Origin of the sequence: Shewanella waksmanii, assembly GCF_043643685.1 — a bacterium.
Lineage (GTDB): Bacteria > Pseudomonadota > Gammaproteobacteria > Enterobacterales > Shewanellaceae > Shewanella > Shewanella waksmanii_A.
Genome location: NZ_JBHZSN010000003.1, coordinates 322,760 through 347,709, shown reverse-complemented (window position 1 = coordinate 347,709; position 24,950 = coordinate 322,760). Strand labels below are relative to the sequence as shown.

Here is a 24,950-nt window from a genome sequence, read left to right as displayed (position 1 = left end):
GCAATCCCATGGTCATCCTTTTTTGATTAAAGCTATGATATTAATCGATATCTAACGGTTCTTGCGACAGGATAATGCCGGTGTTGTCTGCATAGACATAGTCGAGTGGTAGGAAGGTCACGCCACCAAAGTTAACCGGAATTTCCAACTCACCAATACCATGGCCATCCGCGCCAACGGGAATAGAGGCGAGCGCCTGAATGCCAATATCGCAATCTTCAAGGGCATCCACATCACGAACAGTACCGTAAACGATGATACCTTCCCAGTTATTATTGACTGCTAATTCTGCTAGGGATGCATCAATTAAAGCACGGCGCAAAGAACCCCCACCATCAATGAGCAGAACACGTCCCTCACCATCTTGCTCAAGCACATCAGCAATCAGTCCGTTATCTTCGTGACATTTGATTGTGCTAATCGAACCACCAAAAGAGCAACAACCACCGAAATTACTGAACATAGGTTCAACCACATCGACTGAATCTAAATTGTCGTCGCAAAGTTGTGAGGTGTTGTATTCCATAAGTCATACTCCTATTGAAAGGCAATCTACTGAGATTTCGCAGTATTTCTCTAATACCTGCCAGTATATAAGCGTTTAATAAAAAGAAAAGTGTTATCAATCACGCTATCGCTTATCTGCTGCTTGTTTCCGCTGTATGTTGTTAACTTTTACCTATTGGTGTTTAAATGGGCAAAAAACATGATTCAGGTCATTAAATCACGTATTTTAATTACAACTTAGTTGTTCATTTGTTAGAATGGTTACAGTCTTGAATTAACTTACTCGCTTTAGGGGCACGGATCCCCCAGTTAGCTTAAGGATGGCAGAGGGCCTCGAAAAAGGTGCCTTATGGAAGCTTCAACGATTGAACTTATTGGTTATTCAGCATCAGTGATGGTGGCGATATCATTAATGATGAAAGATATCATCTGGTTACGCTGCTTAAACTTCACCGGATGTACATTATTTGTTATCTACGGCGTGTACATTTCAGCCTGGCCTGTCGCAGGTATGAATGCCTTCGTAGCCTGTATCAATGTTTACCATCTCATTAAGCTTTATCGCGAGCGCTCAGCCAAAGCCGTCGCTACGGCATAACCTGTGTCATAAAACTTTAGGCTGGCTGTCACCGAGGCGTCACGGTCACTTTTTAGGCTCTCAACTGTTAATAATATTAGTTGAGAGCCTTTTATGTTTGAGTCTGTCGCCAAAATTGATAGACACTTATATTGTCAGATCACCCGAGCAGGGTTGCAATATCAGTTGCGCCCCATCGCGAAGCGATTGTCGGCATCGGGAGATGGGCCTCTTTATCTATACTGCAGCACCTTGTTATTGATGGTTAGCTACCATGGAGAGGTGTTTTTTAGCTTAGCGTTATTGGCTTTTCTGCTGGAACTTCCGCTGTACTTCTTGCTTAAAAATAGCATCAGACGCGTGCGGCCTTGCCACTCTGTTTTGGTGGGCATCTCTGCTCATGCGGAGTTTGAACCGTCGGATAAATTTAGTCTGCCTTCCGGTCATACCGGCGCTGCGTTTGTGATGGCGACAGCAGTATTCGTTGTTTACCCCGATTGGAGTTTGCTGGCCTTTGTTTGGGCCAGTGCCATTGGCGTGTCGCGGATCATTTTAGGGGTGCATTACCCACTCGATATTATTGCAGGCGCGCTACTGGGTAGCTGTAGCGTGTACTTTGCCATTCCCTTTTTAGCCTTATAGTAGGATCTTAATTATGCGGATATTGTACGGTGTGCAAGGGACTGGCAATGGTCACCTTAGCCGCGCTAGAGTCATGGCAAAAGCGTTAAAGAAATATCATGTGAATGTCGATTTCTTCTTTTCTGGTCGTCAGGCTTCGCAGTTTTTTGATATGCAATGTTTTGGTGATTATACCGTGCAGTCTGGATTGACGTTCGTGACTCACCACGGCCGAGTTAGCGTGCCGCAAACGGCGATGCAAAATTCACTACTGGGTTTGATGCAGGACGTACGTCGTTTGGATTTGAGTGACTATGATTTAGTATTGAATGACTTTGAGCCAGTAACAGCATGGGCGGCCAAACGCCAAGGGATCCCATCTATTGGGGTTAGCCATCAGGCGGCGCTGAAGTTTGATGTGCCCAAAGTGGGTGATAATTGGTTTAATGATATGTTGCTTAACTATTTTGCCCCAGTGGATATTGCTTTAGGTTGTCACTGGCACCACTTTGGCTTTCCTATATTGCCGCCGTTTGTCGAAGTCGATTCGAGTGTTAGTCACTGCCTGCATAAAATCATCGTTTATTTACCCTTTGAAGCCGCCGATGACATTATCGAGTTCCTGTCGCCATTCGATGATTACCAATTTGCCGTATTCCATGGCAGTAGACCCAGCAAAGCGATCCCCCCCCATGTTCAATGGTCAGGGTTTAATCGTGAGGGTTTTAAGCAAAAGCTTGCCCAATGTGGTGGGGTGATCAGTAGTGCGGGGTTCGAGCTAGCCAGTGAAGCTCTCACTTTAGGGAAAAAGTTGTTAGTGAAGCCTTTGCATGGCCAGTTTGAACAGCTTTCTAATGTTGCCGCCTTAGAGTTGCTTGGCGCGGCTGACAGTATGACAAGTCTTGATGGGCAAGCATTACGCCGCTGGCTCAAATCGCCAATGCCTGCTCCAATCGCTTATCCGCAAGTGGGCGATGCGTTGGTGCCTTGGCTATTAGCCGGGCGCTGGCATGATAGCCAAGAGTTATGCGATAGCCTGTGGGGGCAAATGGATTTACCCGAAAGTTGGCGTAAGAAAAGTCCGTAGTGGGTCGTGCTGATAACAAGTTAAAAAATCAACCTCGCCAGTAGGTTATCTTGGTCGCCGCTAAATTGACCAAATGTTATTCTTCCAATAGACTGATATCTTTCAAGTATTCGCTTGAACTATAAGGAGATAGCATGGGCTCGCAGGGCAACGGCAAGCGGAAACGGTTTACCATTCGGTTTACCGTGGTGGGGATATTTGTATTGGCGACGGTGGTGACTGCCGCAATAGCGATTGGATTACAATATTTCTTTTCTCACAAAATGGCCACCGAGTCGGCGCTGAAACACTATAAACAAGCAGCCGACAGCACCAGTCAGTACATCGCTCAAATCGACATTCAAGCCAACAATGTGGCAAAGTTACTCGCCAGCGTCGACAATCTCGTGGTAGAGGGGGAATTCAACCCAGACGCCTATGATACTTTTGCCGAAGTCATGCTGATTAACCCGCTGTTTTATGCCATCTATATTGGATTATCCAATGGCGATTTTCACGAGTTAATTAACTTAGATGCTCATCCTGTTGTGCGCTCGCAATTACAAGCTTCCCATCTTGATCGCTGGGTAGTGATCAGTGTTAGTGAACAAAACGGTGAACGCATTCAGCGTTACCAGTACTTTGATGCTGAATTTAACCAGCGAACAAGTCATCAGCGTGTGACCGAATATGACTCGCGATTACGACCTTGGTTTAGCCAAGCTGAGCGGCATCAAGTCAATAAAACTGAGCCTTATTTGTTTCAGAATTTACAGGCGCCCGGGCAAACTTACTCGATAAAATTGCCTGAATCCGGCGCCGTATTAGCGGTTGATATCGCCTTATCCACCTTAAGTGATTATCTGATCTCTCAAGGGGACCAAAGTGAAAGAGAAAGTTACCTGTACAAACCAACTGGCGAGCTGATTGCCGCTAATAGGCAGCCGCAGCTGAATGCGGTATTACCGTCCAGTGAGCCACTTAAGTTGTCCGCAGAGCAGCAGGCGTTAGTAGCCAGTGCAGGTGAATTAATGGTGTCGAATGAGAACGACTGGGCACCCATTGATTTCACTATTTCAGGCGAGCCTCAGGGCTACAGTATTGATTTACTTAAAATGATTGCCGAGATGACAGGGCTGCAGTTTCGCTTTGTTAATGGCTATACCTGGAATGAGCTGGTAGATAGTTACATGCTGGAAGAGCTCGATATGCTGCATTCGATAATGTTAACTGACAAGAATGAAAGCTTAGGCGAGTTTAGTCAGCCCTTTTTAAATCTTCATTATGCGGTGGTTACCGTAGCTAATCAGCCTGACGTGACCCATCTATCGCAATTAAATGGCAAACAACTGGCGATTCCTCGGGGCTGGTCAGTGATTCAAGTGATTAAGCAAGCCTTTCCTGAGATTGAGATCGTTGAGATGGACTCAACTCAAGCAATATTGATTGCCGTTGAAAGCGGGCAGGTATTTGCTGCGTTGGATAACAGTATTATTTTGCACTATACCGCGCAAAGTTACTTTATCAATAACTTGAAATACCACGAGCGCATCAGCTTTGGTGACGCTGATGTACCGACGGGGCTCTACATGGTGATGCAGGGCAAGAATACCCCGCTGATCCCCATCATTAATGCTGCACTTGCCAATATTAATGAGCAACAACGTAAGGTGCTGGCCGACAAATGGTTTGCCAAAGGTGAGCAAAATAGCTTTAAACCTCAAGGCACCGTGCCCTATGCCGAACTAATTGCGATAGCAGACGATCCAACTCAACAAAACCAGTTGTTACCTATTGAGCTCAATGGTGTGGCGAGTTTCGTTTATGTCACCTCTTTTGGCGCAGAGCAAAATGGTGATAAGTATGCGGTGGTGGTACCTGCTGAGACCTTATTTGCCTCCAGTAATGACAAAATTAGTACGTCGATACTTATCACGATAGGTTGCCTGTTTGTGGTTATGCCAATCTCTTGGCTATTTGCTTCGCCGATCATTCGGCCGATTAAGGCATTAGCGCTGGAAAACGAAAAAATTAAGCATCGTCGTTATCGAAGCGTTGAGCATATTGAAACCAATATTGCCGAAATTGATGAGTTAGCGGGATCGATGGTGGCCATGTCGTCATCGATTGAGCAGTACGAGGCGGACCAAAAAGAGTTGATGGAAGCTTTTATTCGTTTAATTGCCCAAGCTATTGATGATAAGTCGCCCTACACCGCAGGTCATTGTAATCGTGTACCTGAGCTCGGCTTAATGTTAGTGCAAGCAGCGTCTAATAGTGAAGCAGCGCCGTTTAAAGACTTTAAAATCAGCTGTGAAGATGAGCAGCGCGAGTTTCGCATCGCCGCTTGGTTACATGACTGCGGCAAGATCACCACCCCTGAACATATTGTTGATAAAGGCAGTAAGCTTGAGGCCATCTACAATCGAATCCACGAGGTGAGAATGCGCTTTGAGGTGTTAAGGCGTGATGCCTACATTGACTACCTAGAGCAAGTGGCTGCATCGCCCACTGAAGAAGCCACGCTCAAACAGAAATTACAGCAACGCTATCAGCAATTAACAGAGGACTTTGAGTTTATCGCCAATGCCAATGTTGGCGGTGAGTTTATGAGCCAAGCACACATCGATAAGCTGCATCAATTGGCGCAGCAAACTTGGCAACGACATTTTGATGATAGATTAGGTTTATCACCGGTTGAGGAGCTACGTTACTCACAGGGCGATGTCACTTTACCGGTGACAGAGTCGCTGCTAAGCAACAAGCCAGAGCATATTATTAAGCGTGATTTCCCGGTTGAGTTTGATGAAAAGTTTGGCATCAAAATGACCATTCCTGAGCATCTCTATAACCAAGGCGAGTTGCATAATTTGGCGATATCGCGGGGAACATTAACGGCTGAAGATCGCTTTAAAATTAACGAACACATCACCAGTACCATCAAAATGCTGGAAAACTTACCGTTTCCGCCTGAGCTTGCGCGCGTTCCGCGTTATGCATCTACCCACCATGAGACATTAAAAGGCACTGGTTATCCGCGTAAACTGTCGGCTGAAGATTTATCGGTGCCAGAGCGTGTATTGGTGGTGGCTGATATTTTTGAAGCGCTAACGGCCGCTGATAGACCTTATAAAAAGGCCAAACCGATCAGTGTCGCGGTGGATATTTTGCATAAGATGGCACTCGATCAGCATCTTGATATGGACCTATTCAAGCTGTTTTTAACCAGTGGTATTTATCTTGAGTATGCCCATAAATTCCTCGATGCCAAGCAAATTGATCATGTGGACATCGACAAGTATTTGCAGCCAGAACCTGAGGTTAAAATTGCATAAGTGGTTTTATCGTTTGGTATGGTTTGCTGGTGGCCTGCATGGGTCACTATTGCCTGCAGCAAGGTTTTGCCGCCAGTTGGGGTTATCCACAGTCTGTAGAATTTCGCTTCCAGCGGGGGGTGTGCAGGTACTACTTCGGGACGCCTATTTGTTTTCAAGAGAATCCATCCATGGCCGCTTAACGAAAACATCTGATGTGAAGGGATTCACAAATGCCGCGGTGACATGGATGTCAAAGAGCGGCCATGCTGTCGATACCCTCAGCCGCACCTGCACTGGATGATTAACTTTCTTCGATTGAACTTTTGTACGTAACCATGAGCCAGTTCAAACAGAGCTAAGTAGCTTCGACATAGGGAGCGGCTTTCTAATGAATTAAGCTTATTCTGACTCAATAATTTTCCTTCATTAGGAATAATTGCCTGCGGCAGGCTTGTGTGCAGATACTGCTTCGGGACGCCTATTTGTTTTCAAAAGAATCCATCCATGGCCGCTTAGTGAATACATCTGATGTGAAGGGATTCACAAATGCCGCGGTGACATGGATGTCAAAGAGCGGCCATGCTGTCGAAAGCCTCAGCCGCACCTGCACTGGGTTACTTGTCTCTTCGATTTAGCTTCATTTGCCATTCAAGACTTATTGCCTAGTACGGTGGATTAATCATAGTTTGATAGGCGTAGCAGGAATTTGGTGCCTCCCGGGGGATGTATTAGAAGGTGGTGGCCTTCATTGGTCACTATTGCCTGCAGCCGGCTTATGTGCAGATGCTATATCGGGGCGCTACAAGCACATCCCTGTGCGCTCGACGACTGCATCTGATGTGAAAGGATTCCCAAATGCCGCGGTGACATGGATGTCAAAGAGCGGCCATGCCACCAACGCCCTCAGTCGCATCTACACTGGATGATTAACTTTCTTCGATTGAACTTTTGTACGTAACAATGAGCCAGTTCAAACAGAGCTAAGTAGCTTCGACATTGGGAGCGGCTTTCTAATGAACTAAGCTTACTCTGACTCAATAATTTTCCTTCGATTTAGCCTGTGCTCTATAGATAGTCCATTTTAGGTCGAGTCAGTTGCTCGAAGTCGGGCTCTTGGAACTATAGGTTATGTCCAGTGCTGCTTTTGATAAAACCTTGTCTATGGCGCTTGTGGCGGCGATGGCCTCTATACCTTTTTTAGGTGCCGCTAGCACTGACAAGCCAATGGGTAAGCCATAGGCTTTGCCAACGGGCAAGGTAATGTGGGCCGAGCCCGAAATGGCTGAATAACTGCTTACGCTGCCTTGAAAATGGTCACCATTGATCACATCGGTTTTCCAAGCCGGCGATAGCGTGGGGGAAATTAACACATCTAGGTCGTGCTCAGTGTATAGCGTAGTTAATACTTGGCTGGCGGTATCTCGATAGCGTGTTTTGGCCGCAAGGTAGTCGGCTGCTTGGGCTTCGAGGTCAATGGCTTGTGCTTGTTGCAGTATATCTTGACCAAAATAGGGCATAGTTTGCTGTGCATGTTGACGGTTAAAGGTGATTAGCTGCTCAAGGCTTTTTACTCTTACTTGGCTTGGGGTCTGGCTCAAATATTGATTTAAGTCGCGCTTAAATTCGTAAAGCAGGATGAAAAACTCATCTTGGAACATTTGGCCTATCTGTTGTGCCATCGATTCCGGCAAAGTGACTGCGATGATGTTAGCGCCAGCTTGTTGTAACTGCTGTTGCTGTAGGCCAAAGAGCTTGTGAGTCATTGGGGTAAACTGCTGACTATTTAACGCGCCGATCCGCAAATTTTTAATCGCTGTGGGCTCGATGTGTTGCTGGTAGCTTTGGTAGGACGCAGACTCTGGATTTTGGCTGGCACTATCATGTTGATCATAGCCGGCTATTACCGCCATCACAGTGAGTGCATCTTGTAAGTTATTCGCCATCGGTCCCACCGTATCTTGACTGTGGGCAAGGGGCACAACACCGCTACGTGAGATTAACCCCATTGGCGGCTTGATGGCGTAAACCCCATTGGCAGAAGCAGGGCAGGTGATAGAACCATCGGTTTCCGTCCCAAGACTTACTGGAGCTAAATCTAGTGCGACTGCGACAGCAGAGCCAGAACTTGAACCACAGGGGTTACGAGTAGGATCTATTGCATTATGGGTTTGCCCGCCAACTGAACTCCAGCCCGACGATGCTTTTGATGAGCGAAAGTTAGCCCATTCACTCAAGTTGGTTTTGCCTAAAATAACCGCTCCAGCTGCGCGCAATTTAGCCACGACAAAAGCATCATCTGTGGCGAGGTTTTGCTGCAATGCTAAAGATCCAGCCGTGGTGGGCACAGCCGTTGCCGCGATATTGTCTTTTAGCAACACAGGAATGCCATGCAAGGCACCAAGCCACTTACCTTGTTTGAATGCATTATCTAAGGTTTTAGCTTGTGCTAGGGCAGTGGGGTCGATGGCAATTACTGCATTGTAGTCAGGGTTTAGCGCATTGATTTTGGCAATATAACCCGCAACGGTTTGCTCTACCGTCGCCTCACCGCTGCGGTAGGCTTGATGAAGCTCATCAATCGAAGTATTTGCGAAACTTGGTAGAGATAAGCTCAATAAGCCAAGTAGTATCAGGTAACGTTTGACTAAACGGGTCACAGACATGATCAATCCTCGAGTACTTTTTTATCTACTCTATGCAGTTATTGAATAAAAATTAACTCTCAGTGACTATTTAATCGCCCAGGGTGATGTTCTGAACTTGTCAGCTATCTGTGACAGTTAACTCTTCATGGCTGAGGCGGCCGCCAACCTCTTATTTAAAGCCGTTTTGCGACACTTAGTTTGGTTTTTATTGATGTAAATAAAATGTTGCAGGCGTAAATTAGGCGAGGTTTTTCACCTTTATGTTGTGGTTATCCGTGGGGTGACAGGGCTTCGCCTCCAGTTGTGGGTATCCATGGGCTGATGGATCTAGCAGGAGTTCGCCTCCGGCGGGGTTATATGCGAACTCACTTATGACTCGCCGTGAATACATCCATGTAGGCTTCGCGGTGACATCTGATGTGAAGGGATTCACAAATGCCGTGGTGGCAGGGATGCCAAGGAACGGCCTGTCACCGAGAGTCAACGTGCGTTCACACCGGATTAATTGTTTCTTCGATTTAACCTTTGTGCGTAGTTCTGAGCAAGTTTAAACAGAAGGAAGAGAGCTTTGAAATGCGGAATATTTTCTCGATAGCTTGAGTTTCCTCAGATCTAATAATTCTCCTTCATTAGGAATTATTACCTGCAGCAGGCTTATGTGCAGATGCTGCTTCGGGACGCCTATTTGTTTTCAAGAGAATCCATCCATGCGCGCTCTGCGACAGCATCTGATGTGAAGGGATTCACAAATGCCGCGGTGACATGGATGTCAAAGAGCGGCCATGTTTTCGATACCCTCAGCCGCATCTACACTGGATGATTAACTTTCTTCGATTGAACTTTTGTACGTAATAATGAGTTAGCTTACACAGAGCTAAGTAGCTTCGACATTGGGAGTGGCTTTCTAATTAATTAAGCTTACTCTAACCCAATATTCGACCGTCATCACCCGATGACTTATAGGGAGTTTTCGCTTCCAGCGGGGTATGCGTGAACTCACTTATGACTCGGTGAATAGTCGCTATAGCGACTGAGCTTATGAACGAGAGGCAAGGATGCCGAACTGACCTTTATGCAGGGAAGTTGTTTGAATACATCCATGTAGGCTTCGCGGTGCCATCTGATGTGAAGGGATTCACAAATGCCGTGGTGGCAGGGATGCCAAGGAGCGGCCTGTCACCGAGAGTCAACGCGTGTTCACATTGGGTAAACGGTCTCTTCGATTGAACTTTTGTAGGTAGTTAATGAGTTGGTTTATAAAAAGCGAAGTGGTTCTGAAATCGGCAGTGTCTTTTCAATGAATTAAGTTTACTTTGGCCGAGTCATTCTCAACGGCTTAGTGATGATATTTTCACTTTTATGTTAAGATGATCGTCAGCGCTTAAGGCCTTATTTGTTCGATTCAACCCATCTTATTCCAAGGAAGAGGAGTGATCATGACCATGAAGTTATGGACTTATCGAAGACCCTTTCAATACCAAGGTAAAAATTATGAAGTGAAATATTCTTTTTCACTTAAAACATATACATCACAGCTCTTTTGCGATGGCACGCTTGTAGATAAGTGCACATATTCATTTGAGGATGACTTCAAAGTCATTACACACAAAATCCAATCGGGCGATCAGGCAAATTATCAAACGACAGGTATCACCGTTTCTGTTGGTTACTTCAGTTGGTTTAATGTGGGTATTGAAGTTAGAGATGGCAGTAAATTAGTTTATCAAAGTCACCCAGATAAAAATATCCACTATGCAACAGAAAAATTAAATAAATTAGGTGTTTATTCTAACTCTCCAGCGGCCAAAAATAACAGAGAGATTCAAAGTGAAAAGTGGAAAAAAAATAAGCATTCCATTATTGCCGATATAGCTTTAGGTGCAGTGTTTTTTGTGGTGGCAAAAATGACTGGAGATTTAACCATCGCGGCATTTACTGGAGTGGTTCTTGGGTTGTTGCTGGTGGTTATTCAACGTTTCGTTAAAGTTGACTTACTTGGTGGTTTTGCAGTTTTTGGCACAATAATGCTTTTGATTTCAGCAATTTTTTCCATAACCTTTCAAAGTGAATATTTAGTACAACTTAAGGGCACCTTTATGGGGGCGATTAGTGCAACGGTACTTATCCTTGACGGTGTATTTAATAAAGGTAGCTATTTTGGGAGTCGTTTTGAGCGTTATTTAAGTTCACCCATTCAACATAGGTACTTTGTTCTAGGTTTAGCATTGATTGGTCTATGTATGGCGGGCATCAACTTTAGTGTAGCAACCCAATTAACGGAAGAACAATGGCTTACTTATGACACTTTCCTTGAACCTTTTGTTTATTTTTCTATGTTTATGATTTTGGTCTGGAGGGCAGGGAAAAAAGCTAATTTAAAGCACTGAATAGGACTTAGGCGGTTTGGATTTTGCTTTTAAAAAGCAAGGTATTGTTGGGAGGTGGATGGATTATCAATGACCTGAGTGATGTGGTGGTTTTTCGTCTCTCGCGGTGACCTGGATGTCAAAGAGCGGCCATGTTTTCGATAGCCTCAGCGGCATCTACACTGGTTCAATTGTTTCTTATAGTTGATATTTTTTATTAAAAATCAGTTGCTTTTAAGAGGGGGTGGGGGGATATCATAATGCTTAACAAGGCTGCGACTTCTCCTGGCGGACTTCCTTGTTTCTGCCCTTGCCAGTATGAATGTCGTTATCTACCTCGTTTCGATGATATTAGTTAGATAAACCTTTATTGTGAAATAAACAATCATGAAGTTAACACTAAAGATAGCAATATTTTCATATAAAACTGGGGGCGCAAAGTCATTGAACATGATTGATAGCAGTTTAGCAAAGGCAATTCCCGCAGCTCCACCTAAGCATGAGAGATAAATCTTAGGCTGAGCGCGATAAAAATTTGCAGGTCTGAACTTTACAGTTATTAAAACTGCGATGATCAAGGCACCAATATTCAGCCCGACATCTTGCCTGTTAACGAGTAGTTCACTAATCAATATGCCCAGAAGAATTAGAGATAAATAACTTAAAGAAAATACAATTACTGCTTTAACATGATTCATCTGTAATCCTAATTTAAAACCTTTCTTCGTTCTAATTCATTGGCATACTTTTGAGTTTCACTGTAGGAAAACTCATGGATACCTATAAGCACTATGGATGCTAATAATACGGCTACATTTCCTGTCGATGCCCCTTGCTTAGCAATACTCCATACCGATCCGCCTATACCATAGGCTCCAGGATTTGCACCTAGTATGCTAGACCATCTGTTTAGTTGGTTATGAAAGGATAAAACTGCTTTTAACTCTGAGTTAGTTAATGACCACTCTGCCCATGGCGGGTTAATTAACGGATCTAAGCACTTAATGATAAGTTCATTTCTAAGCGGAGGGTGAGATAACTCATGGATCATTTTCATTACTAACAATTTATCTAAGCGATTTAGGTGTCGGTACAAAATGACGCCGCTCATGGTTAGTACAATCTTTTCTTTATTGCCAACTAGTTTATGAAAAGGTGTTTTTAATACTTTAGCGAGCTGCATCATCGCTTCAGATGGATTACTTGGTAACGAGTAACGTTCTTTTATGTTATTGGCATTCATCAATAGTTCCTTTTGATGGATAAGCGGTTAACTTAGCGCCGTTACGATGTCCATATCGTTAGATAAGCGGCCAGTAATGAGAAATAGTAAACCTATCATAGCGCCGTGCTGGGGAGGATGCATATAGAATCAATCGAGGAAAAATCAGACTTAGTCATGACATTGTGTATGCTTTGTGACTAATTATATGTACTAATTAATATGGGATGCTTTTGCCGTTGAAATTGCTTACGGCAAGCTGATGTGAGTGGGTTCACAAATGCCGTGGTGGCAGGGATGCCAAGGAGCGGCCTGTCACCGAGAGTCATCGCATGTTCACACTGGGTAAACGGTCTCTTCGATTGAACTTTTGTAGGTAGTAATGAACTAGTGTAAAGAGAGCTAAGTGGCTTTGTAATCGGCAGTGTCTTTTCAGAGAATTAAGTTTACTCTGGTTGGATTAACAATCTTTGGGGGAGGGCAATGGAGTTAGATATTTACCAAGTTGATTCATTTACAGATGAAGCATTCAAGGGTAACCCTGCTGGGGTGTGTATTACTCGCAGCGCCTTAAGTGAACCGCTGATGCTTGCCATCGCCGCTGAGATGGCGGTATCTGAAACAGCTTTTCTATCGCTTTCTGATATGAGGCTTAGGTGGTTTACGCCGCAAGCGGAGGTAAAGCTATGTGGTCACGGAACGCTTGCGGTTGCGCATATCCTTAAAGAAAACGGTCAGGTAACTACAGGTGAAACTGTCAGGTTTGAGACCTTGTCTGGTACCCTAACCGCACTCATTAACGAATCTACCGTTGAACTCGATTTTCCATCACCAGAGATCCAATTTGACGTGTCTCGATGTCAGCGGTTGTTGGATAATTTAGGCATCAAGTCACATCAAGTGGTGAGCTTTAGTCGCTTTGATTCTAAGGTTTTTATCGAAGTAGACAGTGAACAAACTTTGCTGAACCTCCAGCCAAACTTTGAGGCAATGAAGCAAGCAGAGGGGCGGGGAGTATTGGTTACGAGTAGATCAACGAGCAGTAGATTAGATTTCGTATCAAGGTATTTTGCACCTTGGGTCGGCGTAAATGAAGACCCTGTTACCGGCTCAGCACACTGCGCGTTAACGGTTTATTGGTCAGAAAAGTTGGGTAAGTTTACCCTACAAGGGTATCAAGCATCGGAGCGTGGTGGTTATGTGACTACCGAGCTTTTACCTAATGGGCGCACCAAATTAATCGGCTCAGCGGTGACCGTATTGAAAGGAGTAATGCCAATTTCTGTCGAAGATGATTAGGTTATCATCTCAGTTGTGGGTATCCATGGGGTGATGGGTTTTCGTCCGCCTCCAGTTGTGGGTATCCATGGGCTGATGGATTTAGCAGGATTTCTCTCGCCTCCAGTTGTGGGTACCCATGGGCTGATGGGTTTAGCAGGAGTTCTCTCGCCTCCAGCGGGGTGTGTATTAGAAGGTGGTAGCCTTCATTGGTCACTATTGCCTGCAGCAGGCTTATGTGCAGATGCTTTTTCGGCTCGCTGTTAACCCATCCATGGGCGCTCTGCGACAGCATCCATGCTGTCGAAGGCCTCAGCCGCATCTACACTGGATGATTAACTTTCTTCGATTGAACTTTTGTAGGTAGTAATAAACCAGTTTAAGAAGAGATAAGTGGTTTTGAAATCAGCAGTGGCTTTCTAATCAATTAAGTTCACTCTCACCCAATATTTGTCTGTCATCACCCGATGAGTGATAGGGAGTTTTCGCTTCCAGCGTGGTATGTGCGAACTCACTTATGACTCGCCGTGGATACATCCATGTAGGCTTCGCGGTGACGTCCTGTCACCGAGAGTCAACGCGTGTTCACACTGGGTAAACTATCTCTTCGATTGCACTGTGATACCGGGATTTGCGAGATGAAGATTAATGCAATTTTGATCCTTAATGAGCTATGGCCAATTTCTTGTGGCACGCCTTTTAACCAACTTTATCTATCAAATAATGTAGTAACTTCCTGATCCATATACGTATGATAGAATCGGACTTAAACTCGATGTAACACGTATGGTAGATAAATGGCGTTTAGAGCACGCAAAATTGGCAATACTTCTCTTTTTGAAGGAAAAAGTTCGGCTGAGAACGCCTTTACGTTGGTGATTGGTGACAACGGATGCGGCAAGACTCAACTTTTGCTGGATATCTGCAATTATTACCAAATGTTATATGGTGAGTTATTGAGGTCGAACTCTGCTGATATCAAGGTACTGCGTCGAGATTACTATAATCAAAACTTTAAATGGGATATTGTTGAGAAAGCTTTTGGCTATGAAATACCCCAAAAGCTGATTTGTGCGTCAACTAGCCAATTTGAAAAGTTTACTGAAGATTGGAAGTTAAATAATGATTTTGTACAAGGCGGATATTATGCCTACATTGGTTCAAAGCCTTTTATACCTGATCGCCTTCCTTCCACACGTATGGCATCAACAGCTTTAAACCAACTTCTTGCGAGGGATACCTATGATGATAGGAAAATACAATCTCTTCGCCAGTTTTTATTAAGCTTTGGGTTTGATGATGTTCTCAAAATTACTCTTGAGCCTATATTTTCCCTTGCCGAGCTGACTAAGGTTAAAAATGGGGATGATACAATTGCTCCTGAGACTCAAATAGCACTACGAAACGCATATAAGCATTATGATGTAACAGATATCAGTGAGTTAAATGTTCTAATGGAGCTTGTCATTGATGAACCAGAAGTTTTGCTCTGTTTCAGTGGTTCTGGCGTACTTCTGAAATATCTATGTACGGATAAGGAAATAGCATATTCCGCCAGAGAGCTTGCAGATTTACTCATGTCTGGTTTAGTCAGTGTGGCTGACATTGAAACAGTGAGAGGCCAAAGTCTCAGCAATAAAGGTTTATCAGCTTCAGCTAGAATACGCCCATTAGCTTCGAGAAGTTCGGGTGAACAATGCTTGTTCTTATTGTTTCTTGGGATCATATCATCTATTGATGATAACTCCTTGATTTTGATAGATGAGCCAGAAATTAGCCTACACCCATCATGGCAGCAAAGATTTGTGGAAATATTGAACAAATCTCTTCAAGCATATTCAGGATGCCACTTTATAATCGCAACTCACTCTCCACTTATTGTTTCAGATATTGCGATCAACAATTGTGAAATCTTAGATATGACAGAGCGAAGGCTAATGGACGCATCGGAACACCGTTTGCGTTCATCAGACTACTATCTTGCCAATCTTTTTCATAACCCTGGCCACAGCAATGAGTACCTCATCAAGACGGCTATTTACATATTCTCAAAAGTAAAAGCTGAAAAGAAGTTTGATGGAAATGATTTAAGAAATTTAAAGATGCTTAATGATTTTCTTCCTGTGTTACATAAGCATGATCCACTTATAGAGCTAATTGAAATGCTTAATGAGGTTTATCACAAATATGGCTGATATTGAGCAAGCGGTAGAGTTTTCTAAAGAACAGAAAAAACTGATTAAAGATATAGTTGAAGACGATAACTTTACTCACGATGACTGGAATAAAGCGGAGAAAAAGGATGAGTTACAAGCGCTAAGATCGCATATCCGTAAGCATTATAGAGATAAGCAGTTAGCAAAATGTTCATATTGCAAGAAAGATATCAGCGTGCAATCTGCGGCAAACTGTCAAGTTGAGCACATTGCACCAAAAGAAAAGTATAAGAAATACATGTTTCATCCAAAAAACTTATGCGTTGCATGTGCAGATTGCAATGCAATAAAGTGGAAGCACGATACCGTAAAATCAGTTAAAACGGGAGAGAGAAAGAAATATCCATCTTCGTCGGGTGCATTTTTGCTAGTGCATCCCCATTTCGATGTCTATACCGATCATATCGATATTTTCAGTGGCCGTTGGTATGTTGATAAAACTGCCAAAGGGCATTTTACTATTGGGCTGTGTAAGCTAAATCAACGCTCTCTTGAGTTCGGTTATTTCGAGCCTGATGAAATGATAGTTTTAGCTGAAGACCTGCGTGACGCGAAAGCTAAAGGCTCAAGCGCGCTAGTAGACCTAATTAAGGAACGCATGCGAAGGTTGCTTGATGAGTGAATGTTGTTGAGTAATTTTGAATTAACTTGTCAAAAAATTAATTTCTAACTTATTTAAAAATAATGTTTTTTAAAATCGCTTAATAACTAGCAAAAGCCTTGTTCGAAGAGATATGTAACTCAGTGTAGATGCGGCTGTGACCTTCCGTGAGATGGATGTCACGGCAGAGCCTCCATGGATGGATTCACGGCGAGTCACAGCAGAATCTGCACCTCCCTCGCCGGGTAGGCGAAACCCTGAAGCCGCCCATCAGGTTATGGGCAAACTCACCTCCGTTGGATAGGCGAAAACCTGCAACTACCCATCAGACCATGGGTAAAACTCACCCCCGTTGGGTAGGCGAAACCCTGCAGCCACCCCTTAAGCCATGGGTAACCACCATTGTATAACAGGCCAAAGCCTGCAAAATCACAAACTATCTTTCAGCACCTGCAACTCAGCGGTGGTTTCTGCTGATTTCATCCCTTGGTTTAAGTAACGTTTAGCTTCGCTAAGTTGCTGCTGCGAGAGCAGTAACTGTACCAATTCTACATAGGCTTTTTCATAGTCAGGGGCAATAGCAAGGGCGCGTTTCATTGTGTTAACCGCCTCAGCGTTTTGGTTTTGTGCCAGGTGAGCTTTGCCTAAAAATAGCCAAGCACTATGCATGTTCTCCCGTAACGCAAGGGCGTATTCAAACTGTGTTTGTGCTTCGCTATATTGCTGCTGGCTCATCAGCGCAACGCCTAAGTTATAGTTATTTTTAGGGTCATTGCCTAAGGTGATGGTGTGGCGAAGCACCTTTATTGCTTGCTGTGTTTGGCCACTGGCGAGCAGTGCAATTCCCAGTGAGGATAGGGTGGTAAATTGCGGGGCGTCGGGTTGATTTAAGATATGTTTGGCGGTGTTTATCGCCCCTTGATAACGCCCGAGTTTGACCTCTGCCTCTAGCAGATCAACGTAGGGGACAAAAGAGTTGACCGTGTTTTGGACCAGTATGGTTTTGAGTGAGTCAGTGGCGGCAGCATTGGCTTTGGTCCGCAGTACGGTAATAGCGCGAACTAACTTCGATTCAAGTTCACTAGGCATTTCACCAAAAGGCAGCAGGTTAACATCGGTAATGACAGGGTCCTGTTTGCTGGTAGGCGCAACCAGTGCAGCTTGGTCGAAAGGGCCTCTGGCAATTTTATGGTCGGTCATGGTCACTTCAACCACATCTTGAGTACGTCTGGTTGGCATGTGGCAGCTGACACAATCACTGCTGGCATTAATGGCTTTGTGCTCATTGAGTGCGGGGTGTTTGGTTTCGATGCGCTGGTGACATTGCTGGCAGGTTTGCGATACCTGGGCTCTAAATGCTTGTGGCTCAGGTTTGACATGGGGGTCGTGACAACTGATACAGGCCAGCTCTCCTTGGCTTTGCTGATAGCACTCACTTTGCCAAAATCGATAACCATGGTGATTGATTTCAAATTGACCGTGTTCAACTTTATCCTTGTTGGTGACTTCGACATGTTGTAGGTAGTCATTGAGTGATTCACCCGCTTTAAAGCTGTAGGTCGCCGCATCGAAGTCGCGTATGCCGACCATGCTCACCGCCGGTAGCATATGACATTGAAAGCACACTGAGTCCCGCTGCTGCGGGGGTAATTTTGTCGGATTGACGATATTGGCGTGAATCGTGGTAAGGGGTTTGGCTTGCAGCGCGGCGCGAATATGTTCAGCACCAGGGCCGTGGCATCGCTGGCAACCTGTTCCTTGCGGGAGCTGTGTAGGAAAATGATGCGCAGCAAACGGGGCATCGCTGCCCTCGGCGACATCTGGGTATGCGTTATGGCAAAACATACATTCACGTTTTACTTGGCGCTGTACACCAAAATGGTGCTTGGTTTCAAAACCCGGTGACATGCCCCATTGCTGGGTTTGCGCATACCAGCCAAGCGGTAGCATAAACAGTTCACCCGCTTCGTTTTGATACAAGTAACTACGAGCGCGATAACCTGAACCTAAAATCCAATCAATGTGGGTAGAAAAGTGATTGATTTTATTGCCTTGGTTATCTTTTTGATAGCGATGAAAGATGAGCTGTTGTTGCTGTTTGTCGATGCGGTAATAACGATCTGATGCCGTGTGATAGAACTCCTCCCCGAAGCGCTCCATTAATATGGCATCGCTTGGATGACTAAATGAGCGAGCCATGCCCACATCTTGGTAGCTGTTAAACAGTTTTGCGTGGCAGGTGGCGCAGGCTTGATTGTCAACGTAGTTCTTTGCCGCGCCGTCATAGGCGTGCACTGCAAGTTTAGCTAATGGATCGTCATCGAGGCTATTGGCATGACCCAAGCCAGTTAGCACAAATGATATCAGCAGCAGAACGTGGGCAAACAGGCGCAACGCTAAATCCTTTTATTATTCTATGTTAGCGACAGATATGGTTTCACATCCGCTTAACATGGGTCAAGTGTTGCCTGTTTGGGGCAAAAACTGTTGTTCTAAATAATGGATTGCTTGCGTACCTTCAATAAAGCCTTTGTCTGCCAATAGTGAGCGCAGTAGGGCTATGTTGGTATCGATGCCATCAATGTGGAGTTCTGCTAATGCTTGGCCCATTCTTGCTAGCGCCTGTTGGCGATTGTCACCGTAGGTAATGAGTTTACCTATCATGGCATCATAATGGTGTGGGATTTGATAGCCAGGATACAGATGGCTGTCCCAGCGCACCCCCATCCCGCCGGGAACGCATAGTTGCTTGATACGGCCGCAGCTAGGAACAAAGGTATGCGGGTGCTCGGCATTGATGCGACATTCAATGGCATGGCCTTGTAGTTGGACCTTCGATTGTTCAATGCTGAGCGGTTTTCCTGCTGCTATATCAATCTGCGCTTCGACTATATCCACCTGACTGATGAGCTCAGTGATTGGGTGCTCTACTTGTAGACGGGTATTCATTTCCATAAAGAAAAACTCGCCGTCTTGATAGAGAAACTCGATGGTGCCTGCGCCGCAGTATTCGATGGCTTGGCAGGCTTTGATAGCAAGTTCAGTCATTTGTTGCCGAACCACTGGACTGATACCAAGAGCGGGGGCTTCTTCGATCACTTTTTGTTGTTGGCGCTGCATTGAGCAGTCGCGATCGCCTAAGCAGATCACTTTGCCGTGGCTATCAGCTAGCATTTGCAGTTCTATATGGCGCGGCGCTGTCAGGTATTTTTCTAAATAAACGCCGTCATTGCCAAAGGCTTTGCCAGCTTCTGCGCGAGTCAATTCAATCGCTTGGCCAAGTGCTTGCGGATGATCAACGATGCGCATGCCTTTGCCACCGCCACCGGCGGTGGCTTTGATGATCACTGGGTAGCCTATCGATTCGGCAAGTTGCTGATTGGTTGTGAGGTCTTTTCCAAGTAAGCCGTTAGATCCGGGAATGGTCGGCACGCCAGCGGCCTGCATGGCTGCAATGGCACTGACTTTGTCGCCCATGGTACGGATAACGTGGTGACTTGGGCCGATAAACTGGTAGCCACATTGCACAACTTGCTCGGCAAAGTCGGCATTTTCCGCTAAAAAACCATATCCAGGGTGGATAGCATCGACCTTGTAGAGATCGGCGGCGGCTAAAATGGCCTGACTGTTCAAGTAGCTTAACTGGCTTGGGCCTTCCCCGATACATACCGACTGGGTGGCAAGCTTCACATGGAGCAAGTTCTTATCAGCGGTGGAGAAAACCGCGACAGTTTCGATATTAAGTTGATGGCAAGCCCGCAGGATCCGCAGTGCAATTTCACCACGGTTGGCTATTAGAATACGTTGAATCGCTGCTCGGCTATTCATTAATAATGGCTTTAATCAGGCGTGACAATCATTAAGGGTTGGTCAAATTCAACCCCATCACCACTTTGTAGCAGTATATCGGTGACAGTACCGGCATGTTTTGCCTGAATTTGATTCATCATTTTCATCGCTTCAATGATGCATAAGGTGTCACCGACATTGACATGGTCGCCCACTTTTACAATTGGTTCTGCATTTGGCTCAGGGGCGAGGTAGAAGGTTCCGACCATAGGTGAGACGATTAAGTTAGCATCATCAACACTCACCTGCTTCATCCCATTGCTTTGGACGCTAGCATCATTACTGGTCTGCGGATGTGCTTGATCTTCGCTGCTGTTGTTCCCTGTGGCATTTGCGTCTGCAACTCTAGGGGCACTATTGGGCTGGTTTTTAATTTTAATCGCACCTTCAGCCTCGGTGATTTCTAGCTCGGCGATGCCAGATTCAGTGACCAGCTCGATAAGCTTTTTTATTTTTCTTATATCCATGGCATTACCTTTGGGCTGTTAGTGTCGGCGTGGTCGCAAGCTTAGCCACTGCGCTATCAAGGGCGTAGTGATACCCTTTTGAACCAAGCCCGCATATGACCCCAATCGCTTTATCAGACAAGTAAGAGTGGTGCCGAAATGGCTCACGTGCATGCACGTTCGATAAATGCACTTCAATAAATGGAATGGCTACGCCAAGTAGCGCATCACGCAGTGCTACGCTGGTATGGGTGAATGCAGCAGGGTTGATAATCACAAAATCGGCGTCAGTGCCATGGATAGCATCAATCAGCATGTGTTCGGCATTAGACTGAATATGCTCTAGGGTGACCCCTTGCTGTTTGGCGCTCTGCTTAAGCTCAGTGACTATGTCATCTAAAGTTTGGTGACCATATACATCAGGCTCGCGTCGGCCCAGTAGATTCAAATTTGGGCCATTAACCAATAGTATTTTAGCCTGACTGCTCATTGTGCTTCCTTTTGAACGTGTAAGTTAGCTCTAGTGTTATCTCTAATGTACGTTATTTGCCAATAAATCACAGCCATTTCAAGCAGATTTTGATTGAATATCACCACAGCTTGAGTTTACTGCGCAATAACCGCTTTTGGCGAGTCAGTATTTAATATTTGGGCTTGCTTTGTCGCAACGCTTTGGTGGCACCGCGCTGCTTTTTTGCGTCCACGCGACGTTTTTGGCTACCTTTGGTGGGCTTAGTGGCAATACGCTTTTTTTGTACCTGTGCGACACTGGCAACCAGTTCGATAAATTGACTGAGTGCTGTTTGCCTATTGGCGTCTTGGCTGCGGCTGGCTTGGCATTTGATAATGATTTTGCCGCTTTTGGTGATGCGATGGTCTGCTTTGGCCAGTAAACCTTGTTGATAAAACTCCGGTAGCGAAGATTGGCGAATATCAAAAATCAGCTGGGCTGCGGTGGAAACCTTATTTAAATGTTGTCCGCCGGCACCACTAGAGCGAATAAATTGCCATTCAATTTCATTGTCAGCCAGTTGTACGCGATTAGTGATTTTTATCATGGTGTTCTATGTTGGTTTTAGTTTACTCTGTGTGACCTAAGGCCGATAACGCTGTTTGCGTTGCTGCGTGTTTTGTTAGGAGTTCAGCTATGTTATGTCAAATCGCCGATATTACCAAAGGCGTGCTGAGTTTATTTGCCAGTGGTCGTTTATCTACCGATGACTATGGTAAGCAGATAGTGCCGATTATGGAGCAGTACCGTCTAACTCATGGCAAAGTGTGTTTGTACATTGAGGCCGATGTACTGCTTGAAGGCTGGCAAAGTGACTCGCTTTCCGGTGTGGGTGAAGTACAATTACCTCCCTGTGATGCATTAGTGCTGGTGGGCGGGCCCGATTGGTTTGGTAATGCGGTACGGTTAATGGGGCCGTTTATGCAAGCTGAGGTCGCTTGGTATTCGCTTGATGATAAGCAGCTCGCCATCGATTGGATTAGTGCTAAGTGATACTTTGCTTGGGCTAAAGTGCTGTTATTATGCTGCGTGGATTGCAGCCTGGCATGTCCTTCAACAAAGTAAGCAGGGCAGGCTCAGTGCTAATAATTCGCGGTATTGTTGTTATATATTGATAAGGAAATAAATAGTATGTCAGGTTTATCTTCATTTGGCCGTCGATGCGCCATTTTGGTTTCAGGTTGTGTATTGATGCTAGGTCTTAGCGCGTGCGCGCCTGAAGTGGGCAGTGAGAAATGGTGCAAACAGATGAGTGAGAAGCCAAAGGGTGATTGGACCGCCAATGAAGCGGCTGATTACACTAAGCATTGTGTGTTTTAAGTCATTACATTAATAGTAAAAATGTCAGCTTAGGGCAGCGTTTGTGGCTTTTTTCTACACGGTCATCGGCTTAATACCAATCAAAGCCTTTGGCTTGTATAAAAGACCCACAAACTGCGGCAAAAATCTGCTCGAAAGATCAACACGCCCTAATCTCATGCTGGCATTTTTGCGAAAATTTTATTTGCCTAGGTTGAACTTACAATTACACTGTCAGTCTTAACATATAGCTGGCTGTTAACGGTAAGTGAGTCATTAACGGCAAATAATAAATTCGGCTCACATGAATTAGAGCCACAAATTGGGTATTGATTTAGGTAAGGTGTGATTTGAGTCATTTTGTTCGTCAGTTGTTCCATAAAGTGGCATTAGCGATGGTCGCGATAGTCGCACTGCAATTTGCAGGGGCGAACTTAGGCGCGCATCAGTTGCACTTAGGAACCCATGACGAAGAAGCGCAAAACCATCCGCATTTGCAATTTACCGCCCAAGTTGAAAGTTTGCAGCAATGTGTTGATTGTGTTTGTGATGGCAGTGAATTTGAAGCGCAGCATCAACAGCCACCTCATCAACACCTGATCAGTAAAGTTGAAACCAAATCCTTTGATCTTTGCCTCGACTGCCAGTGTCATGGTGGTCATCTAACGTTAATCTCTCAAGTCGTTGTAGTGCCTTCTGTGCCTGTTACTCAAGGCCATGGGAGCCTAGTCGAAGCATATTTTCCTCCTGAGCAACAGCCCGCTTATCGCCCTCCGATAGCGTAAATCCTAGCAAAACACCATCCACGCCTAAGGCGTTAGTGAGCTACGACCAACCCAATTAGAAATAGTCGTCGCTGACAGTGCCAGTTTTAAGGTGTGATATTTCATTGTGTATCCCGTTGATGCTGTCGCCGAATTTGGCAAGCTAAAACTGGGATGTGATACCAAGCATGATACAGAAGTTACTGCTTAGCGATGTTGCGGTCATGAAGGCTGTCTGCTGTTGGCAAGCGCTGTGCGTCGCGCCAAAACAGCCTACGTGATGCCCCTAATGTTTTGCAGCTAGGTAACTCTGTTGTTGATGGGTATCAGTGTTAGGATTTCAAATGAAACAGACACTTATTGCCAGCCTAATCTTAGGCACACTGCTGCCCGCTAGCGTGCCAGCAGTATTGGCTGCGCCACATATGCAGCCAACCACCTTGAGTGCATCTAGTCACGATGATGCCGGTTTTGCCAACTGGTTGCCGCAATTACTGCAACGTTTTGAGCAGTTACCCGAGGTAAAAGCACAACAAGCCCAGATCCAGCAAGCAAAGTTAGCGGTCAGCGCCGCCGATCAAGCGGTGTATAACCCAGAGCTGGGATTGAGTTATCAAAATGCCAGTGACGATACCTACTCATTAGATATTAGCCAAACCCTTGATTGGGGCGATAAACGCGGCATTGCCACCCGATATGCCGAGCTAGCAGCACAAATTCAACTGGCCGATATCCGTTTAGCTCGCAGTCAAAAACTGGCCGAGGTGTTATCGGCCTTGGTTGAGCAGTCGTTGCAAACTAAACAGCTTGCGTTTGCCCAAGGTCAAGTTGATGCCGCTAAGCAACAAGTTGCTATTGCTCAGCAACAGATGCAGGTGGGGGATTTATCCATGGCTGAGCTGCAAATGTTGCAGCTGGATCTTGCCAGTAAAGCTGCCGATTTTGCGATTGCCGAGCAAGCCGCTATTAGTGCAGACGCGCAAGTGATGATGATTTTTGGTCGTCAAGATGTGCCATTTAGTGACTTTATCCAGCAGCTTTCGGTGAGCGACTCCCTTGAACAAGTGGGCCCTGAAATTCCCGCGTTAACAAGTGCCTATCAGCAAGTGATGTTGAGCCGTTTGGCGGTTGAACAGGCCAAAGCCGAGGGCGCAGCAGACCCCACCATCAGCCTGAGTGCCGAACGTGAAGGCGATGAAAATAAGCTTGGGGTAGGCGTGTCTATTCCACTGCAATTACGTAACAGCCCAGAGCGGCAAGTGGCGGTGGTTAGCCAAGGTATTGCAATCGCGGAGCAGCGCTATTTGGTCAGTGAGCGAGTGATCACTCAAGGGTATCAGTTATTTTCGATGAGTTTGCCACGACTACAAGCTAGATATGATGATTGGTGTAAGTTGGTACTCACTTCCATGGCGGGCGCAGACCAAGCGATGGATCAGCAATGGCAGTCGGGGGACATCAGTACCAGTGACTATTTAACCGGTCAGCGCCAGCTTGCCAGTGGCTATTTGGCTGGCATATCGCTCGAATCGGCATTGTATAACAGTTGGTTAGATTGGATGGGGCAAAGCGGTCAGCTGGAGACGTTTTTGGTCTCACAACTTACCACGCAATCCGCGTCTTCTAATTCCCATTTCCAAGCCGTACAACAGGCGGAGTAACCCT

General features: G+C 45.4%; 24 protein-coding genes. 15 read left to right on the top strand and 9 right to left on the bottom strand.

The window, feature by feature from the left end; all coding sequences use genetic code 11:
- Positions 1 to 40 precede the first annotated feature (40 nt).
- Positions 41 to 526: a ribonuclease E activity regulator RraA gene (rraA, locus tag ACHUFW_RS06575; RefSeq protein ID WP_394201604.1), complete on the bottom strand. Its 486-nt coding sequence runs from the start codon at positions 524 to 526 to the stop codon at positions 41 to 43.
- 330 nt (positions 527 to 856) lie between these two features.
- Between rraA and ACHUFW_RS06570 the strand changes: the two genes are divergently transcribed.
- The 5 genes from ACHUFW_RS06570 to ACHUFW_RS06550 all read left to right on the top strand — a co-directional run bounded on the left by ACHUFW_RS06570 (position 857) and on the right by ACHUFW_RS06550 (position 7,014).
- Complete coding sequence (locus ACHUFW_RS06570; RefSeq protein WP_394201602.1) at positions 857 to 1,105, top strand: uroporphyrinogen decarboxylase; 249 nt, start codon at positions 857 to 859, stop codon at positions 1,103 to 1,105.
- 93 nt (positions 1,106 to 1,198) lie between these two features.
- Entirely contained in the window at positions 1,199 to 1,726 is a 528-nt protein-coding gene (locus ACHUFW_RS06565; RefSeq protein WP_394201600.1) for a phosphatase PAP2 family protein, read from the top strand.
- A 13-nt stretch (positions 1,727 to 1,739) separates the two neighbouring features.
- A complete protein-coding gene (locus tag ACHUFW_RS06560; RefSeq protein ID WP_394201599.1) occupies positions 1,740 to 2,792 on the top strand; it encodes an MJ1255/VC2487 family glycosyltransferase in 1,053 nt (350 codons plus the stop codon).
- A gap of 134 nt (positions 2,793 to 2,926) precedes the next feature.
- Positions 2,927 to 6,106 (top strand): HD domain-containing phosphohydrolase, encoded by a 3,180-nt coding sequence (locus ACHUFW_RS06555; RefSeq protein ID WP_394201597.1) that lies wholly within the window; start codon positions 2,927 to 2,929, stop codon positions 6,104 to 6,106.
- Between the two features lie 668 nt (positions 6,107 to 6,774).
- The gene (locus tag ACHUFW_RS06550; protein WP_394201595.1) at positions 6,775 to 7,014 is read left to right on the top strand and encodes a hypothetical protein; all 240 of its coding nucleotides are present in this window, start codon (positions 6,775 to 6,777) and stop codon (positions 7,012 to 7,014) included.
- A 165-nt stretch (positions 7,015 to 7,179) separates the two neighbouring features.
- On the opposite strand, the gene ACHUFW_RS06545 is transcribed toward ACHUFW_RS06550, so the two are convergent.
- Positions 7,180 to 8,751 carry an amidase family protein gene (locus ACHUFW_RS06545; protein ID WP_394201594.1) on the bottom strand — a complete coding sequence of 524 codons (1,572 nt, stop codon included), beginning with the start codon at positions 8,749 to 8,751 and terminating at the stop codon, positions 7,180 to 7,182.
- Between the two features lie 1,418 nt (positions 8,752 to 10,169).
- On the opposite strand from ACHUFW_RS06545, the gene ACHUFW_RS06540 reads away from it, so the two are divergent.
- Entirely contained in the window at positions 10,170 to 11,120 is a 951-nt protein-coding gene (locus tag ACHUFW_RS06540) for a hypothetical protein (RefSeq protein WP_394201592.1), read from the top strand.
- A 311-nt stretch (positions 11,121 to 11,431) separates the two neighbouring features.
- Here ACHUFW_RS06540 and ACHUFW_RS06535 read toward each other — a convergent pair whose 3' ends face one another.
- Together ACHUFW_RS06535 and ACHUFW_RS06530 are read right to left on the bottom strand one after the other, a co-directional pair.
- Positions 11,432 to 11,797 carry a hypothetical protein gene (locus tag ACHUFW_RS06535; RefSeq protein ID WP_394201590.1) on the bottom strand — a complete coding sequence of 122 codons (366 nt, stop codon included), beginning with the start codon at positions 11,795 to 11,797 and terminating at the stop codon, positions 11,432 to 11,434.
- A gap of 8 nt (positions 11,798 to 11,805) precedes the next feature.
- Entirely contained in the window at positions 11,806 to 12,342 is a 537-nt protein-coding gene (locus ACHUFW_RS06530) for a hypothetical protein (protein WP_394201588.1), read from the bottom strand.
- 462 nt (positions 12,343 to 12,804) lie between these two features.
- Here ACHUFW_RS06530 and ACHUFW_RS06525 point away from each other — a divergent pair, with 462 nt between their 5' ends.
- The 5 genes from ACHUFW_RS06525 (at position 12,805) to ACHUFW_RS06505 (ending at position 16,720) form a co-directional block, all read left to right on the top strand.
- Positions 12,805 to 13,620 (top strand): PhzF family phenazine biosynthesis protein, encoded by an 816-nt coding sequence (locus ACHUFW_RS06525; RefSeq protein WP_394201586.1) that lies wholly within the window; start codon positions 12,805 to 12,807, stop codon positions 13,618 to 13,620.
- 30 nt (positions 13,621 to 13,650) lie between these two features.
- A complete protein-coding gene (locus ACHUFW_RS06520; RefSeq protein WP_394201584.1) occupies positions 13,651 to 13,866 on the top strand; it encodes a hypothetical protein in 216 nt (71 codons plus the stop codon).
- A 530-nt stretch (positions 13,867 to 14,396) separates the two neighbouring features.
- Positions 14,397 to 15,794 carry an ATP-binding protein gene (locus tag ACHUFW_RS06515; RefSeq protein WP_394201582.1) on the top strand — a complete coding sequence of 466 codons (1,398 nt, stop codon included), beginning with the start codon at positions 14,397 to 14,399 and terminating at the stop codon, positions 15,792 to 15,794.
- Positions 15,787 to 16,437, top strand: coding sequence for an HNH endonuclease (locus ACHUFW_RS06510; RefSeq protein ID WP_394201581.1), 651 nt, complete (start codon positions 15,787 to 15,789; stop codon positions 16,435 to 16,437). The genes ACHUFW_RS06515 and ACHUFW_RS06510 overlap by 8 nt, the downstream gene beginning before the upstream one ends.
- A 136-nt stretch (positions 16,438 to 16,573) precedes the next feature.
- Positions 16,574 to 16,720, top strand: coding sequence for a hypothetical protein (locus tag ACHUFW_RS06505; RefSeq protein ID WP_394201579.1), 147 nt, complete (start codon positions 16,574 to 16,576; stop codon positions 16,718 to 16,720).
- A gap of 125 nt (positions 16,721 to 16,845) precedes the next feature.
- Here the strand turns inward: ACHUFW_RS06505 and ACHUFW_RS06500 are convergent, their stop codons facing one another.
- The 5 genes from ACHUFW_RS06500 to arfB form a co-directional block, all read right to left on the bottom strand.
- A complete protein-coding gene (locus ACHUFW_RS06500; RefSeq protein ID WP_394201577.1) occupies positions 16,846 to 18,810 on the bottom strand; it encodes a tetratricopeptide repeat protein in 1,965 nt (654 codons plus the stop codon).
- Positions 18,811 to 18,873: 63 nt separating this feature from the next.
- Positions 18,874 to 20,244, bottom strand: coding sequence for an acetyl-CoA carboxylase biotin carboxylase subunit (gene accC / locus ACHUFW_RS06495; protein WP_394201575.1), 1,371 nt, complete (start codon positions 20,242 to 20,244; stop codon positions 18,874 to 18,876).
- An 11-nt stretch (positions 20,245 to 20,255) separates the two neighbouring features.
- Positions 20,256 to 20,732: an acetyl-CoA carboxylase biotin carboxyl carrier protein gene (accB, locus tag ACHUFW_RS06490; RefSeq protein WP_394201573.1), complete on the bottom strand. Its 477-nt coding sequence runs from the start codon at positions 20,730 to 20,732 to the stop codon at positions 20,256 to 20,258.
- Positions 20,733 to 20,736: 4 nt separating this feature from the next.
- Positions 20,737 to 21,201, bottom strand: coding sequence for a type II 3-dehydroquinate dehydratase (aroQ, locus tag ACHUFW_RS06485; RefSeq protein WP_394201571.1), 465 nt, complete (start codon positions 21,199 to 21,201; stop codon positions 20,737 to 20,739).
- A gap of 151 nt (positions 21,202 to 21,352) precedes the next feature.
- Positions 21,353 to 21,769, bottom strand: a complete 417-nt coding sequence (arfB, locus tag ACHUFW_RS06480) for an alternative ribosome rescue aminoacyl-tRNA hydrolase ArfB (protein WP_394201570.1) — start codon at positions 21,767 to 21,769, stop codon at positions 21,353 to 21,355.
- An 89-nt stretch (positions 21,770 to 21,858) separates the two neighbouring features.
- Here arfB and ACHUFW_RS06475 point away from each other — a divergent pair, with 89 nt between their 5' ends.
- The 4 genes from ACHUFW_RS06475 to ACHUFW_RS06460 all read left to right on the top strand — a co-directional run bounded on the left by ACHUFW_RS06475 (position 21,859) and on the right by ACHUFW_RS06460 (position 24,946).
- Positions 21,859 to 22,215 (top strand): SpoIIAA family protein, encoded by a 357-nt coding sequence (locus ACHUFW_RS06475; RefSeq protein ID WP_394201569.1) that lies wholly within the window; start codon positions 21,859 to 21,861, stop codon positions 22,213 to 22,215.
- A gap of 198 nt (positions 22,216 to 22,413) precedes the next feature.
- Positions 22,414 to 22,542 carry a DUF3012 domain-containing protein gene (locus ACHUFW_RS06470; RefSeq protein ID WP_394201723.1) on the top strand — a complete coding sequence of 43 codons (129 nt, stop codon included), beginning with the start codon at positions 22,414 to 22,416 and terminating at the stop codon, positions 22,540 to 22,542.
- Positions 22,543 to 22,871: 329 nt separating this feature from the next.
- Positions 22,872 to 23,306, top strand: a complete 435-nt coding sequence (locus tag ACHUFW_RS06465; protein WP_394201567.1) for a hypothetical protein — start codon at positions 22,872 to 22,874, stop codon at positions 23,304 to 23,306.
- 323 nt (positions 23,307 to 23,629) lie between these two features.
- Positions 23,630 to 24,946 (top strand): TolC family protein, encoded by a 1,317-nt coding sequence (locus ACHUFW_RS06460; protein ID WP_394201565.1) that lies wholly within the window; start codon positions 23,630 to 23,632, stop codon positions 24,944 to 24,946.
- Positions 24,947 to 24,950: the final 4 nt, after the last annotated feature.

Bases quoted from the DNA above. Each gene is read 5' to 3' on its own strand.
- rraA (WP_394201604.1), bottom strand. From the start codon at position 526: ATGGAATACAACACCTCACAACTTTGCGACGACAATTTAGATTCAGTC.
- ACHUFW_RS06570 (WP_394201602.1), top strand. From the start codon at position 857: ATGGAAGCTTCAACGATTGAACTTATTGGTTATTCAGCATCAGTGATG.
- ACHUFW_RS06565 (WP_394201600.1), top strand. From the start codon at position 1,199: ATGTTTGAGTCTGTCGCCAAAATTGATAGACACTTATATTGTCAGATC.
- ACHUFW_RS06560 (WP_394201599.1), top strand. From the start codon at position 1,740: ATGCGGATATTGTACGGTGTGCAAGGGACTGGCAATGGTCACCTTAGC.
- ACHUFW_RS06555 (WP_394201597.1), top strand. From the start codon at position 2,927: ATGGGCTCGCAGGGCAACGGCAAGCGGAAACGGTTTACCATTCGGTTT.
- ACHUFW_RS06545 (WP_394201594.1), bottom strand. From the start codon at position 8,751: ATGTCTGTGACCCGTTTAGTCAAACGTTACCTGATACTACTTGGCTTA.
- ACHUFW_RS06540 (WP_394201592.1), top strand. From the start codon at position 10,170: ATGACCATGAAGTTATGGACTTATCGAAGACCCTTTCAATACCAAGGT.
- ACHUFW_RS06535 (WP_394201590.1), bottom strand. From the start codon at position 11,797: ATGAATCATGTTAAAGCAGTAATTGTATTTTCTTTAAGTTATTTATCT.
- ACHUFW_RS06530 (WP_394201588.1), bottom strand. From the start codon at position 12,342: ATGAATGCCAATAACATAAAAGAACGTTACTCGTTACCAAGTAATCCA.
- ACHUFW_RS06525 (WP_394201586.1), top strand. From the start codon at position 12,805: ATGGAGTTAGATATTTACCAAGTTGATTCATTTACAGATGAAGCATTC.
- ACHUFW_RS06515 (WP_394201582.1), top strand. From the start codon at position 14,397: ATGGCGTTTAGAGCACGCAAAATTGGCAATACTTCTCTTTTTGAAGGA.
- ACHUFW_RS06510 (WP_394201581.1), top strand. From the start codon at position 15,787: ATGGCTGATATTGAGCAAGCGGTAGAGTTTTCTAAAGAACAGAAAAAA.
- accC (WP_394201575.1), bottom strand. From the start codon at position 20,244: ATGAATAGCCGAGCAGCGATTCAACGTATTCTAATAGCCAACCGTGGT.
- accB (WP_394201573.1), bottom strand. From the start codon at position 20,732: ATGGATATAAGAAAAATAAAAAAGCTTATCGAGCTGGTCACTGAATCT.
- aroQ (WP_394201571.1), bottom strand. From the start codon at position 21,201: ATGAGCAGTCAGGCTAAAATACTATTGGTTAATGGCCCAAATTTGAAT.
- arfB (WP_394201570.1), bottom strand. From the start codon at position 21,769: ATGATAAAAATCACTAATCGCGTACAACTGGCTGACAATGAAATTGAA.
- ACHUFW_RS06475 (WP_394201569.1), top strand. From the start codon at position 21,859: ATGTTATGTCAAATCGCCGATATTACCAAAGGCGTGCTGAGTTTATTT.
- ACHUFW_RS06470 (WP_394201723.1), top strand. From the start codon at position 22,414: ATGCTAGGTCTTAGCGCGTGCGCGCCTGAAGTGGGCAGTGAGAAATGG.
- ACHUFW_RS06460 (WP_394201565.1), top strand. From the start codon at position 23,630: ATGAAACAGACACTTATTGCCAGCCTAATCTTAGGCACACTGCTGCCC.